This window comes from Endozoicomonas sp. Mp262, assembly GCF_025643335.1.
Lineage (GTDB): Bacteria > Pseudomonadota > Gammaproteobacteria > Pseudomonadales > Endozoicomonadaceae > Endonucleibacter.
This window is the reverse complement of the sequence record NZ_CP092489.1, coordinates 3,026,532-3,040,925: the sequence shown is the minus strand read 5'-3', so window position 1 is coordinate 3,040,925 and position 14,394 is coordinate 3,026,532. Positions and strand designations below refer to the sequence as shown.

Genomic DNA, 14,394 nt, shown 5'->3' with positions numbered 1-14,394 from the left:
GTCCTTTGCGGCTCTAAGAAAATTTTGTTCAGTCGACCGTACTCCCCGGTACGGCGCTCCTTCACAAAATTCCTTAGAGCCGCAAAGTCCAGCGCAATGCTCGGGGTAGTTTATGAAATACCCGGGCTAAAAAACTATCAGGTAACTTGATTAACAAATATGGCGACAAACGGTGAATCAGCCAGGCAATGGCTAAAAGAAAACCATGGGAAAATTTCCAGCGAACGGATACAGCAAATCAGGGCATCCATTAATCAGAAAATAGACAGGCTGGAACCTTCAAATGAGGAGTACGAGGGCTTTGTAGAAGCACTGGATGTTATTGACCATTATCTATCAGAACTATCCAGGGAAAACCAAACCTCTGATAAAACTGACAAGGACTTAGACTTCAGTCCATTGATTCCTGAAACCTCCGGGCACTCTTGCCTGAGTGAAGAAGAGAAGACCAGACGCTTCAGGGAGTTGTTAAAAACCAGTGCTATTTAATCCTTAACTTTTTGCACTGCTCCATAACAAGATCATAACTCCAGCTCTCCCCCTCAGGCGGCACCACATCATGCTCAATCAATTTCTGGCACATTTGCATAGGGTTGAGCCCTTTCTTTTTCAGCCGTTCCAATACCTGGCGAAGCTCATTATCCTCTTTCTCTCCTGAAACCTTGCTATGTTCTCCCCGCTTACCCACATTGACCTTTAACTGCTTCATGCTTATACCTCAACCAATCGCAGGTTCATTATCATCAACGGACTCATTACTCTCTCTGCCCGCTTTATCACACAGCACTTTATCAAAACAGTCAACAACATCCTTACCGGGAGGGGGTGATAAAAGGCTCACTAAAAAGACAGCAAGCGTTGAAAGAATAATGCCCGGCACGATCTCATAAAGATCAAACAAGCCCCCATCCAGCTGTTTCCATACCACAACCGTCATTCCTCCAGCAATAATGCCTGCCAGGGCACCCCTGGCTGTCATTCTTCGCCAATACAGCGAAAGAACCAGCACAGGCCCGAATGCAGCCCCAAACCCTGCCCACGCATAAGAGACCAGTCCAAGCACAGAACTTTCGGGGTTCATTGCCAACACGGTTGCTATGATAGAAATACCAACAACCGCACAACGTCCCACCAACAGAATTTCTTTCTGTGGTGCATCCGGCCTGAACATATCCCGATAAAAATCCTCAGCAAAAGCCGTTGAACAAACCAGAAGCTGGGAGTCAGCGGTACTCATAATAGCCGCAAGAATAGCGGCGAGAAGAATCCCTGCTATTACAGGATGAAACAAGGTATTCACCATCAACATAAAAATCGCTTCAGGGTCATCAAGGGATACCCCCAGCTGGCGGGTGTATATAATACCGGAGAGTCCAACCAGCAAAGCGCCAAAAATACCGACACCGGTCCAGGTCACGGCTATTCGCCGGGCAAACGGTAACTGATCAATGGACTGAACCGCTTTAAAGCGTGCCATAATATGCGGTTGCCCGAAATAACCCAGCCCCCACCCCAGCAAAGACAGCAGGGTAATGATGCTCAATGCCTGTCCATCAGCGGTTGTAAATATATTAAGAAGCTCAGGGTTAATCTCGCTGATTTTATGAAAAACAACCCCGATACCACCACTGACTTGCAAAGCCATGACCGGTACAATCAACAGGGCGGCAGACATGAGCAATCCCTGCGCCAGGTCTGTCCAGCAAACCGCTAAAAAACCGCCAAAAAGTGTATAGGAAATAACACTTAATGCCCCTATAACCAAAGCCCAGTGATAATCAATACCAAAAACAGACTCAAACAGCTTTCCTCCCGCCACGAGACCGGAGCTGGTATAAAAAAGAAAGAAAACCAAAATAAAAGCTGCAGAAACAGGCTGTATCCAGCCTCTATAGTCATTAAAACGGTTAGCGAGGAATTCAGGTAAGGTCAGGGAATCTTTAGCAACAGCACTATATACTCTCAACCGCCTGGCAACCATAAGCCAGTTCAACCAGCTCCCTCCCAGCAATCCCGCTGCCAGCCAAAAAGCTTCCAGACCACTGGCAAAGGCATAGCCGGGTAACCCCAGCAGTAGCCAGCCACTCATGTCAGAAGCGCCGGCACTCATGGCTGTAGACCAGGGACCCAGGGAGCGCCCTCCCAAAAAATAATCAGCAGACGTCTTGGTTCTCAGCCATGCGATGTAGCCAATGGCGAGCATAACAACAAAATAGACCATAAAGGTCACTGTAATCACTGCGCTATCATCCATAGGAGCCTCTCCTTAATCAGAAAGCATCAGTAAAAGGTAGAACAGATATTGTCCAGTTACAGTACATTTGACCTAAAAATGGCCTGTTTTATCCTTAAGTCACTTTGATAAATTAATTTGCAGTAATAATTATTTTATTATTTCCTTTGAAGCGTCCTTCACAGTTAAACTGCAAAATAATTTCATCCATAAAAAACCGCTATTCTTTAACGGCGGCAATCACTGAAATCTCCACCAGCAACTCGGGTCTGGCCATACTGGCTTCCACACAAGCCCTTGCAGGCGCATACCCTTCAGGCACCCAGGCATCCCAGACCGCATTCATCTCGGAAAATAATGCCATATCTTTGATGTAGATTGTTGCCGACAGCATATGTTCCCGGTCACTGCCTGCCTGTTCAAGCAGAGCATCCACTTTAGCCAGCATGGTTTCTGTCTGCTCCCTGATCCCTTTACTGGCATCCGCAGCCACCTGCCCACACAAATAAATAGTACCATTGTGCTTAACAATCCGGCTCATACGTTGCTTGATTTCCTGACGCTCAATCGCCATCTAAAACTACTCCATACACAGAATTAAATATGTCCGGAATTTTATCAATAGCAACAATGGAAACCTATTGCTAATAACCACCTTCATTCATGCATAGTAGTTAAAGCGCTGCATCTGATAGGGTACAACTTTTGCCTGAAGATGGCGCTTCAAATACAACGTCAACTGCCTTTTTTCATAAAAAGGAGCCGTGTGGGTAACACTGTTTTCATCTAGCAGAGAAATATAAATCATATCTTTCTCATCCAGATTAAGGGACTGCAAAAATATCAGCGTTTCATCAATATGCCTATTGACTGCTGACGGCTTACAGACACCCGCCAGCACAGTGATGCCAACAGATATACCCGCTGCCTTGATATCCTTGATGGCAGTTCTTACCTTTAGCAGATTGTCAGACTTACCCAGCTTTCCCCTTAGTTCTCCCCACCCGGTTTCCAGTCCGATTATAATTCTCCGTATATCCCGGCTGGCCAGCGCCTTCCAGTCCTGCCGCGACCGGGGTGCCGAGAAATCCGGATCAGCAAATGCCGCAATCCCCCTTGGGAAGCAGCCCAGTTTGTTTTCAATGATCTCAAGACACTCCATCAACCGTCGTTGAGATAGGGCCATGGCATTGGCTGAACCCATAAATAAACCACCCCGGGCCTGAATTTCTGCTTTTCCCAGTAAGCCAATAATGCCATCAATATGTTGCTCAAAGTCCGGTTTCTTAACCACTGCAAAAGGTTTGTCTTTATAAAAGGCACAAAATGTACATCGACGGTTTGGACAACCAACGGCTGGTTGAACCACACAGTCCTGATACCTGTCAGGTGGAAGAATCGGCACTGGCTCGGAATAGACTTTATTATACAGGCTACCAAGTTCCAGATAGTCATCAGGCCGGTAACTGGCCGCCTTGTGTAGGATCTCCAGCAGTAATGGGTTTTCAATAACTTCCGCCTGAAGCCCCTGGCTTATCAACCAGTGTCGTGCATTAATAAATACCTGTAGACCTTCTTCCTGACCCAGCTGCGAGGTTCCTTTCCCCGAGACCAGAGAACCATCCACACATCTTCGGTAAAACTGCCCTTCCTGCCTGAAACTGCTCCAACGTCCCTGCATATCAAGCCGAATACTGGTTTCTGTTAAGCCACATTCCAGTTTATAACCTCCAGCCAGGCGACGAACTGTTAAATTCCCACTCATTTCACATACCAAAAAACAAGACAACAGCGATACAAACACCTACAAGACAAGCAAAAAACGAAAATAAACAAAAAAATATCACGGAAAACGCAATCATCTTTCGTTTTTTTGACATAAATCACTTTATTACAGATCGTTCTTTTTTAAAGTCGGGGCATTCTTATAAATGATAAAGCGTTAACGCAATAGGGAATATATGAGTAATAACCAGGCGTCACCATTACCCTCCTCACCGTCGGGCAAACCGGCATTGATGGATCGCTTCCTGAACGGCATTGAACGAGTAGGTAACAAGCTTCCCGACCCATCCATGCTTTTTATCTATGGACTGGCTCTGATTTTTGTTCTGTCCGCAGTTCTTTCTCTCTTCAGCTACGACCTGATTCATCCTGTCACCAAGGAAGCCCTTGAAGTTAAAAACCTGATAACCGGCGACTATCTCGCCCATTTTCTCAGCACCATGGTTAGCACCTTTATGGACTTTGCACCTCTGGGTATGGTTCTGGTTGCTATGCTGGGTATTGGTGTTGCAGAAAGCTCCGGGTTTATTAATACCTGTATTAAAAAAGCGCTTCGTATTACCCCTAAAAGGATACTGACCCCGGTATTGGTTGCCATTGGCATTTTGAGCCATGTGGCAGCAGACGCAGGTTATGTACTGGTTATCCCTATTGGCGGCATTATCTTTTATGCCGCAGGCCGTCATCCATTAGCGGGTATTGCCGCAGCCTTTGCCGGTGTTTCCGGTGGTTTCTCTGCCAGTTTTATTCCCTCCAGCATCGACCCCTTACTGGCAGGCTTTACCCAAACTGCCGCACAGTTGTACGACCCCAATTATACCGTGAACCCTCTCGGCAACTTCTTCTTTACTGCCGCTTCATCCATTGTGATTATTTTGCTGGGCTGGTATATCACTGAAAAAATTGTCGAACCCCGTCTGGCGGATCACACACTGGATGACGATATTGAAGCCGCCCCGGATATGAGCTCCACCACTGCCGAGGAAAACAGAGCCTTTAAGTGGGCCGGGTTGAGCATGCTGGCAGGCATTGCCCTGCTGATTCTGGCCTGTTTACCGGAAGGTTCCAGCCTCCGTGATAACACCGGTTCTTTAACCAGTTTTTCTGCACCGTTGATGCAATCCATTGTGCCACTGATTTTCCTGCTTTTTCTGGTACCCGGTATTATTTATGGCAAGGTGGCCGGCACCTTTAATAGCTCTAAGGATATTATTGACTCTCTGGGTAAGACTCTGGGTAGCATGAGCGGCTATATGGCCATGGCCTTCTTTATCGCCCTGTTCCTGAAAGCGTTCAATGACTCCCACCTGGGTATACTGCTGGCCCTGACAGGTGCCGAAGGTCTTCAGGCCCTGAACCTGTCTGGCCAATTCACCATCGTTGGCATTATTATCCTGAGCGCGCTGGTCAACCTGCTGGTTGGCTCTGCCTCTGCCAAATGGGCGCTGATTGGTACCATTTTTGTCCCCATGCTGATGAGTGTTGGCATTTCCCCGGAATTAAGCCAGGCCGCTTACCGGATTGGTGACTCTTCCTCTAACATTATTACCCCCATGCTGCCTTACTTCCCTCTGGTGGTTGTCTATTGTCAGCGCTATATGAAGGGAACCGGTATTGGTACCGTAGCCTCAATGATGATGCCATATACCCTGTTCTTCATGGTGGTATGGACGCTCTTCCTGCTGGGTTACTGGGCCCTGGGCTTGCCTCTCGGCATCCAGGCAGGCTATGTATACCCCCCCATGTAAGCCTGAACTGAATTAAGGCTATCTTAAGGAGAGGCTCTGCCTCTCCTTTGCTATTTGACCAGGCAAACTCCTCTCAAACAGTCTATGCTTTCATCGACTAACGTAATAGGCATTCAGTCCAAGACTGCATAACTGCGAACTTTTGCTTAAATCGGATGTCAAAATAAACAGATTCATCGAAAAATCAAGGAGTTGCCTATGTTTAATCTCAGTAAATTATTAGCAGGAATAACGCCCTTAGGCTGGGTACTCATTGCCTTTTGCTTAGTGGTATGGATCGTTATTACCTACTTAATGGGACTGTATTCTGAAAAGAAATGGGGTGACAGGGAATCAGGTGCACTTATTGGTTTCTTTGTACCCGGGCTTATTTTTACGCTGCTTTTATATATTATTTAAAATAGTCTAACTATAAAAACAGCGTAGATAAACTAACAGCTTAATTTCAGGATCAAGTTAGCAACTTCATGCCAATATTCTATTTTCCATAATAATTTTCCAACTCAATAGATCCCCCGCACTGCATCCATTCTTGCTGAAGCTTGCTATCGGTCACCTGAAGGTTGGATTTTATAATATGACACACATCAATTAAATCATCCTCTTGAAACTTTTTTAAATGCTGCAGGGCACTTTTATCCAATGTTCCATCCCCTTCTTTTATTTTAGAAACCTCTGGTCTAAGTACATCCATCAACCCTGTAACTACGGTAGTTGCCCCTCCGGTCATTCCAGAAAAAATAGCTTCTGCGGGTTTAACCAAAAGCTTCCCAAAGGCAACAATTATATCGTAGGGAATATTTCGATCATCTTCAAAGACAACCATTAATACTGACTCACTCTTCTCATCCCACTCAATCAAACGTTGAAATCCCCTATTCATTCCTTTTTTTAAGGCAAACGGTAAATCCACTCGGGAGTATCTCACAAACTTCCCATTCTTATCATAATAAAAAATCAACGCGAAAATTTCAGGCTTGGTAAATACTTCTCCAGTCTTTTGAATTGAAATTGACTGAACTGCCGTCATTACTAAGGGTGCGCTTTTATTTTCAGGGCAACTGGTAAGGCTATCGGTTCTTTCAATGACTTCTCCCGGAGCGTGTCTTATATGAAGGAATGATTTCGTTGCAAGGTGCTTATCCAGTATGTCATGAGTAATCAATACAGGCTTCCCTTTTTCTTTATCATAAATAGAATAATATACCGAAGCAGTATCATCAGGCTTATAATGACGATAACCGACAATAACCTCACCGCCTTCACTTTCATATTCTAAAGAAAGCATAACGGTTTTTTCCTCTTTATCATAATTTCCATGATGGTACTGTTGACCATATTCTTCTACTTCATGAGCTTTACCCTGAATATATTTCCATGAAAAGCCCCCTTTTATTTGGCTCTCATCAGAAGCATGCGTTTTCCAGTAATCAGGAAGATCCACCAGATACAGTGCCTTTCTTACACCTGAGCTTAATTCAGTCTGAGGTTCCATCAGAGCCATTATTGTTTCTTGATTATCACTCAAAACCTTTAAAAAATCTTCACGGGCCTTGTCAAACTTTTTCTTCGCCTCCTCCCTATGCCCACCAGCATTTACTATTAAAGAAAAAAACAGGGAAACAAAAAGCAAAAAACCAGGCCATTTCACACTAACCATAACAACAATCTCTTATTTATAAAAAAACGAAGTAATGAAAGAATATAAACGATAAAAAAATCAACAAAAGAAAAAGCTTTTATTTAGCAGAACAAAGAACAGAATAAGCCATAAAAACAAAACCTGCCATAAAATATATGGCAGGTACAGAAAGAAAATGCGTGAAAATAAGAGCAAGGCCTATTAATTATAACGGTTATTTTTTCTGGTTAGCTGCCCCCTCCAGATCCAATGAAACCCCTTACCCATATCCAGCCCCGCCATATAAAGAGCAGGTATCAAAAACAGTGTAATCACCGTGGCAAATAAAATACCAAAACCCAATGATACCGCCATGGGAATCACAATCTGGGCCTGCAAACTGGTTTCCAGAGTAATAGGTACCAACCCGAGAAATGTGGTAAGGGAGGTTAAGATAATGGCTCGAAAACGCTCACCTCCAGCCTTGAGAAGCGCCTCTTTCACAGCCAACCCTTGACTGCGCCCTTTATTGATAAAATCAACAAGAATAAGACTGTCGTTCACCAATACACCCGCAAGGGCAATCAGGCCATAAACAGAAAGTAAACTAAAGGAAATATTAAACAGAATATGTCCTATTACAGCTCCCACCAACCCAAAAGGAATAATGGCCATAATAATAATGGGCTGTAAATAGGAGCGTAGAGGAATGGCAATCAGGGCATAGATTAAAAACAGCGCCATAATACCGGCAACTTTCAACTGCTGAACCAGTTTTTTCTGCTCCAGACTGGAACCATCCAGGCCACTACTAACGCCAGGATAGGTGGCAAAAAGCTCTGGCAGAAAGTTATCTTCGATATCATCAATTATGGCACCGGGTTCAATACGACGGGTATCCACCTCAGCCATCACTGCCACTGAACGGGTACCATTGGTTCGACGAATAAAACTGGAACCTTCACCCAGTTCAATGGCAGCCACTTCATGAAAAGGGACTTCACTGCCATCACCGGTACGAATACGGACACGGTCAAGGTCGGTCAGGTCATTGCGTTCCACTTTAGGGTAACGCAGCATCACCTTAACTTCCTCCTGTCCCCTTTGAATACGCTGCACCTCCTCACCATAAAATCCCTGGCGCACCTGATTCCCCAACTCGGCTAATGTCAACCCTAAGGCTTCACCTTCCGGGCGAATATCCAGGGTCACCTCATCAACAGGCGCCTCGGTGGTATTTTCCACATCAAAGACACCGTCATAGCTTTCCAGTTTATCCGCCAGCGCCTGGGCAGCATTGCGGAGCTGATTGTAATCATCACCACTCAAACGGAAATAAACCGGCTTTGAGCCACCGGCATTGGTACTGGCAGAAAAATTGAGGGTCTGAACCCCGGGAATATTCCCGGCATACTGACGCCACTTATCCACCACCTCAAAGGCATCCATGCTCCGCGCTTCAGACTTTGTCAGCTCCGCTACCATGAAGCCTTCCGTATCTCCCTGGGAACGAACAAACAAACTGTCCAGTAAAGCCCCTTCGGGGTGTTGACTTTGGTATTCCTGATCCAGCCTTGCAATAGCCTGTTCCACCTGATCAATGGCGGCATTACGCTCAGCCAGTGATACTCCAGCATTCATTTTGAGTTCCATTTCAATAAAGTCACTGGGCAATTTTGGAAAAAAAACAAATCGCACCAGGGGACTCTTGGCCAGGCCCAAGGTTAAAACCAACACCCCGGCAAAGAGCGCCAGGGTGATATAGCGATTATCAACGGCCCTGGCCAATAAAGGCTGATAGCAACGAACAACAAAGCCCTTTAATTTTTGGTCAAATTGTTGCTGAAATGCCGAAAATCGTGCTGATAACCCTGAAGTAGAAGCCATCTTAGGAGGCGCCTTCATATTTGCCAGGTGGGAAGGTAAAATCAGCTTTGACTCCACCAATGAAAACAGCAGGCAGAGAATAACCACAATACCAATGGACTCAAAAAAAGGAGCCCCCTGTCCCTCTACAAACAATACCGGTAAAAAAGCAGCCATGGTTGTCAATACTCCAAAAGTGGCGGGTACAACCACCCGACGCACCCCCGTCATGACACTTTGAAGGCTATGCCCACTACGCTCCATTTCCGTACAGGCGCTTTCTCCAATAATAATGGCATCGTCAACAATAACCCCCAACACCAGAATAAAAGCAAACAGGCTAATCAAATTGACAGAAACAGGTGTGGGGCCATGGGGCATTAACCAGAGCGCCCCCAAAAAACAAACGGGAATACCCACTACCACCCAGAAAGCCACCCGCAACCGTAAAAAAAGGCTCAGTACCAGAAATACCAGCAAGGCACCGTAGACCATATTTTCCAGCATCATATTCATACGACCTTGCAGGTAGTAGGAAATATCTGCCCAGGTATCCACACTCACACCCACTGGCAGGCTATCCCTGCGCTTCTCAAGATAATCCCTCACCGCCCTGGCCGTTTCTATATCACTCTGCTTACCTTCAGACTGAACCTGAATAGAGACTGAGGGCTTACCATTAAAACGGACAACCGCTTCATCCTCCTCAAAGCCATCATGGATGGTGGCAATATCGCCCAACCTTAAACGGCTGCCATCTTCATTGGTACGAATAACAAAATTGGCATAATCAATACCACTATAAGCCTGCCCCCGGGCCTTGACACTAATATCACCTTCATCAGTTCTAATGGCTCCACCGGCAATATCTATAGACGACAAACGAAGCTTTTGGGCCAGTTCGGTAAAGGTCAGGCCATATTTTCGAAGGGTATGCTCAGATACTTCAATGGCAATCTCCAGGCCACGCTCTCCCATAACCACCGCTTTACTCACCTCAGGAAGGGCCAGCAGTTCACCGTGAAGCTTTTGTGCCAGGCGTTGCAGGGACAGCCGATCCAGATCTCCATAAAGAGTGGCAAACAACACCATTTTTTCCTGCTGCAACTTGGAAATCACCGGTTGTTCTGACTTATCCGGCAGGTTACTCAGTCCTTCCACTGCCGTTTTAACCTCATCATAAATTTCATCGATATCAAAGCCCGTCTCCACTTCAACAAATACCCTGCCAATCCCTTCCCTGGCAATGGCGATAACCTTTTTAATACCGGTTATATCACGGACAGCTTCCTCGAGTTTGAAGACCACACTTTGCTCTACATCATCAGGCCCAGCCCCCGGATAAGGCACCTCAACCCTGATTGTATTGATATCAAAATCCGGAAAAATCTTTTTCTTGATCATCCAGGCAGACGACAAACCAGCCACAATAATAAATGCCATCAGCAAGTTTGCCGCAACGCTGTTAGCAGCAAACCATCCTATCATTCCGCCCGTTAATCCATTTTGCTGATTATTATTATTTTCGTGATCCATAAAGCTGATCTTACCGGTTTGACAAATTAATCATCTGTTGCTCATCTTTGGCTATATCACGGGTGACACTGCTCTTAACCTGCATACCTTCAACAGGGTTGCTTAACGCAGTGAGGCTTACCCACTCTCCAGCCCGCAAGTTTCCTCGCACAAAAACATCAGATTCAGTGGCGTAAATAATGGTGATATCACGAAAATGAAGGGTAAAACGGCTATTCTGTTGCCGGTTAAGCACCATCACCTGCCCACTGCCGTAAAGTGCAGAGCGGGGAAGCCTGAACAGATTATCCATGGTGCGTCCCTGTAGCCGGGCATAAATAAAACTACCTGCTTTTAATGGCATCTCCCGGGGAGTTTTCAGACCATAGGGATCATCCACCCTCACCACCAGATAATGCATTCTGCTGCGCTCATCTACGATTCCTTCAGCCCTGGCCACCCTGGCATCCCAGCTTAATGTCCTTTGCCCCAGCCGTTGTTCCAGGGTGACTTTGACATTATTGAACGGGTGACGGTCAATAGCCGGCAAATCAACAAACTCAAGATCCGTGGGCTTGATAGGCAATCTTACTTCTGAATAGTCCACAGAAAAAAGGGTCCCGGCTTCAGTGCCCGGTGAGACATATTGACCAATATTAATGCTTCGCTCCCTGACCATGCCCTCATAAGGTGCTTTGATCACCGTTTTCTCCAGATCCCTGCGCGCCTTCGCCAACTGGGCTGATGCCGCCTTAACATTCGCCCGGGCTTCCGCCACATAAGGTTTTCTCAGTAACAGTTCAGGAGCATCAGCAAGATTCCTGCCAGAACGCTGCCAGTTTTTTTTCTCTGCCTCAGACCTGGCAACCTCCTCAGCCAATTTTGCCTTACTGGCTGCCAGGCCGGCTTCAGCCTGGCGCAGTGCCACCTGGTAATCGCTGTCATCAATAGTAGCCAGCACATCCCCCTTATTAAAAACAGCACCACTGACAAATACCGGTGATACGGCTTTCACAACGCCGCTGGCCTCCGTCACCAGCCGTGTTTCAATGGCTGGGTGCACAACACCCTGGCTATTAATGACAAGATTTACCGATTCAGGCGATAACTGACGAACCTCGACAAAAGGGGCAACCAAAGGTGATTCCTCCTTTTCAGGGGAGCCTTTCAACTGGCTCAGCCCAAAAAATAACCCGGCACTGAGCAAGAGAATAGAAAGGGATACTGTGATCTGTCTGACTACAAGCCCGTTCGCCATCTTTCCTTTCCGTGTTTATGGTATTTTTCGGGCAGTTTATCACTAGTTTTATGCGGGGTATACGTATACCGCTTACTTTAAGCTTTCAGCCAATAGTTCCTCAAATCCCTTAGACCAAAGTATAGGACTACACTTTGGTCTAATTCTTTTCTTATCTCCAAATCATTAAATTAACCATCAACACCACTTCAAACCCCAAATACACATACAAGGAAGTAGCCCATGAAAAAAGCCCTTATCATAATTATTCCGGCAGCCATTGCCATTACCGCATTAAAAGTATTTGATTCAAAAAATGCCCATCAGGAAGGCCTTGGTATGCCCACCCATAAAGCCGACAATATTTCAAATCATGATAAAAATTCATTGAATTTCAACAACCCATTTAAAATTGTTTCAGGAAAAAATAAAAAGGATATAAACAAAGCCCGTACACTTATTGAAACCACTTCCCGTAATACAGCCGAATTGCCTGATCAAAATAGCCCGATAAAAGAGGTTGCCACTGCCACTACTGCAAGCCCTTGGCATATCAATAACTCTTATATTAATGAACGCTATCAGTTTGCCCCACAGGTTCATGAGAAAATGCCTGTCAATATTAATGCCGGTCAAGTTAATGCGCTTGAGGTGGGTAGCCAGATGGAAATTATGTTACCGGACTATTCAAAACATACCGCTGTTATTTCAGGTATCACCTATAACGGCAGCTCAAAAACAATGACAGGGCATCTGGCTAACAGTAAAACCTCCGAAATCATCATTACGGCGGGTCGCAACAGTGTTTATGCCACCGTAGCCACGCCCACAGGAAGCTATTCCATGCAGTCCGCTGATGGTGAAGGCGTGCTTTATAAAGTACCGCCCCGCAGCGACATTGAAACACTGGAAACCGATGCCCTGATTCCAGATAACAGTTAGAGATAACTAGAGACGCCCGTATGCATTCCCAGCGGGGACGCTGGGAACGAGGTGCAAATGCTAAAAGGATAAAGCGCAAATAATACAAGGAGCAGTATCATGAAAATAACAAACACTAAACAAAGCACATTCAAAGTACTTTTAAAAATAGTTACCGGTGCTTTGCTGGCTACCGGCCTTATCAGCACAGCAATAGCCGCACCTATTCCCAAAAAAACCTACGTTGATGTCATGTTTCTTTATTCAGCGGGTGTTGAACGTGAAGCCGGCGGTGATGCCCAAACCCTGATTGACCATAAGGTTGCAGTTACCAATAAAATTTATGCAGACAGCGGACTGAATATTGTCATCAGAAATGTTCATTCCAGAAAAGTATCCACCAGTGATAAAGATAAAACCGATGATGTATTGGATCGTATGACCAATAATCAGGCTGAATTCACCGGTGTTAATGAAGAAAGAAAGCAGCATGGTGCTGATACAGTGGTCATGCTCCGCCCTTATGCGGGAGATGGTGTTTGTGGACTGGCCTGGATTGGTGGTTATCGCAGCAATGGCAATATGGCGTGGTCGAAGAATTCTATGTACTCCCACACCAGCATTACCTCCTGTGGTGATTATGTAATGGCCCATGAGCTGGGACACAATATGGGACTTAATCACTCTCGCCGTCAGGCTCCTGAAGGAGGCGCTTACCGTTATGCTACAGGTTATGGTGTAGACGGACAGTTTGTCACGGTCATGGCCTATTTTACCGCATTCGGGACGCGCAATAAGATTTATAAGTTTGCCAGCCCGGGCCTGACCTGCAAGGGTGTACCCTGCGGCATAAGCCAGGGTGATCCGCAAAATGGTGCCAATGCTGTAGCAGCACTGCGAAAAACAGTACCCCAGGTTGCCAGATACCTGCCTTCTAACCAGAGTGCCGACAACCACGATAACGGCGGTAATAACACCACTCGGGGCATGACCAAGCTATTTGAGTATCGCGACATGAAACAGGTGACACCCGGTGGCCAGCCCCTTGACAGGTTTGTACAGATTCCTGACGGAGCCAGCCAGCTTGTGGTGACAACATCCGGTGGCAGTGGCGACTGTAACCTTTATGCACTCAATAAAGGATGGCCGGATGCCCATCATTTCACCCATAAATCAGCCACTGCGGGCAACACTGATGAAAAACTTGTTATTAACAACCCGGGCAACCTCTACACCCTGTCACTTTTTGCACAAAAGGCAGACTGTAAGGGTGTAACGATGAAGGCTTACTATCAATAGAAATTAAGGGTCTCCCTTCGGGGAGACACTTAATCTCCCAGGAATATGTTTCTTGAATTCGTCAGTATTCGGTCAACAAATGGTAAATAATTATTATTAAACCCTTGCGTTAGATCAATATTTAAACACGCCTTTCTCCTTTACTATTCGACTGTCCGAAACAATCAAA

Annotated in this window: 12 protein-coding genes; 5 read left to right on the top strand and 7 right to left on the bottom strand. The window is 45.8% G+C overall.

The annotated features are described in order from the left end of the window. Positions 1 to 159 precede the first annotated feature (159 nt). The gene (locus tag MJ595_RS13345) at positions 160 to 489 is read left to right on the top strand and encodes a hypothetical protein (RefSeq protein WP_263078424.1); all 330 of its coding nucleotides are present in this window, start codon (positions 160 to 162) and stop codon (positions 487 to 489) included. On the opposite strand, the gene MJ595_RS13340 is transcribed toward MJ595_RS13345, so the two are convergent. The 4 genes from MJ595_RS13340 to MJ595_RS13325 form a co-directional block, all read right to left on the bottom strand. Then, the gene (locus MJ595_RS13340; RefSeq protein WP_263078423.1) at positions 482 to 709 is read right to left on the bottom strand and encodes a hypothetical protein; all 228 of its coding nucleotides are present in this window, start codon (positions 707 to 709) and stop codon (positions 482 to 484) included. The two genes, MJ595_RS13345 and MJ595_RS13340, sit on opposite strands and share 8 nt — an antisense overlap. 9 nt (positions 710 to 718) lie before the next feature. Beyond that, the gene (gene putP / locus MJ595_RS13335; protein WP_263078421.1) at positions 719 to 2,254 is read right to left on the bottom strand and encodes a sodium/proline symporter PutP; all 1,536 of its coding nucleotides are present in this window, start codon (positions 2,252 to 2,254) and stop codon (positions 719 to 721) included. A 199-nt stretch (positions 2,255 to 2,453) separates the two neighbouring features. Continuing rightward, entirely contained in the window at positions 2,454 to 2,807 is a 354-nt protein-coding gene (locus tag MJ595_RS13330) for a RidA family protein (RefSeq protein WP_263078420.1), read from the bottom strand. An 87-nt stretch (positions 2,808 to 2,894) separates the two neighbouring features. Next, positions 2,895 to 3,998 (bottom strand): hypothetical protein, encoded by a 1,104-nt coding sequence (locus MJ595_RS13325; protein ID WP_263078418.1) that lies wholly within the window; start codon positions 3,996 to 3,998, stop codon positions 2,895 to 2,897. A 196-nt stretch (positions 3,999 to 4,194) separates the two neighbouring features. Between MJ595_RS13325 and MJ595_RS13320 the strand changes: the two genes are divergently transcribed. Both MJ595_RS13320 and MJ595_RS13315 read left to right on the top strand, forming a co-directional pair. Next, on the top strand, positions 4,195 to 5,766 hold the full coding sequence (locus MJ595_RS13320) for an AbgT family transporter (protein WP_263078416.1): 1,572 nt from the start codon (positions 4,195 to 4,197) through the stop codon (positions 5,764 to 5,766). A gap of 198 nt (positions 5,767 to 5,964) precedes the next feature. After that, positions 5,965 to 6,165 carry a hypothetical protein gene (locus MJ595_RS13315; RefSeq protein WP_263078414.1) on the top strand — a complete coding sequence of 67 codons (201 nt, stop codon included), beginning with the start codon at positions 5,965 to 5,967 and terminating at the stop codon, positions 6,163 to 6,165. A 79-nt stretch (positions 6,166 to 6,244) separates the two neighbouring features. Here MJ595_RS13315 and MJ595_RS13310 read toward each other — a convergent pair whose 3' ends face one another. The 3 genes from MJ595_RS13310 to MJ595_RS13300 all read right to left on the bottom strand — a co-directional run bounded on the left by MJ595_RS13310 (position 6,245) and on the right by MJ595_RS13300 (position 12,026). Then, positions 6,245 to 7,426 (bottom strand): hypothetical protein, encoded by a 1,182-nt coding sequence (locus MJ595_RS13310; protein ID WP_263078413.1) that lies wholly within the window; start codon positions 7,424 to 7,426, stop codon positions 6,245 to 6,247. Between the two features lie 183 nt (positions 7,427 to 7,609). Then, complete coding sequence (locus tag MJ595_RS13305; RefSeq protein ID WP_263078411.1) at positions 7,610 to 10,789, bottom strand: efflux RND transporter permease subunit; 3,180 nt, start codon at positions 10,787 to 10,789, stop codon at positions 7,610 to 7,612. A gap of 10 nt (positions 10,790 to 10,799) precedes the next feature. Further along, positions 10,800 to 12,026 carry an efflux RND transporter periplasmic adaptor subunit gene (locus MJ595_RS13300; RefSeq protein WP_263078409.1) on the bottom strand — a complete coding sequence of 409 codons (1,227 nt, stop codon included), beginning with the start codon at positions 12,024 to 12,026 and terminating at the stop codon, positions 10,800 to 10,802. A 222-nt stretch (positions 12,027 to 12,248) separates the two neighbouring features. On the opposite strand from MJ595_RS13300, the gene MJ595_RS13295 reads away from it, so the two are divergent. Together MJ595_RS13295 and MJ595_RS13290 are read left to right on the top strand one after the other, a co-directional pair. Continuing rightward, positions 12,249 to 12,947 carry a hypothetical protein gene (locus tag MJ595_RS13295; RefSeq protein WP_263078406.1) on the top strand — a complete coding sequence of 233 codons (699 nt, stop codon included), beginning with the start codon at positions 12,249 to 12,251 and terminating at the stop codon, positions 12,945 to 12,947. Positions 12,948 to 13,046: 99 nt separating this feature from the next. After that, positions 13,047 to 14,225: a M12 family metallo-peptidase gene (locus tag MJ595_RS13290; protein ID WP_263078404.1), complete on the top strand. Its 1,179-nt coding sequence runs from the start codon at positions 13,047 to 13,049 to the stop codon at positions 14,223 to 14,225. Positions 14,226 to 14,394: the final 169 nt, after the last annotated feature.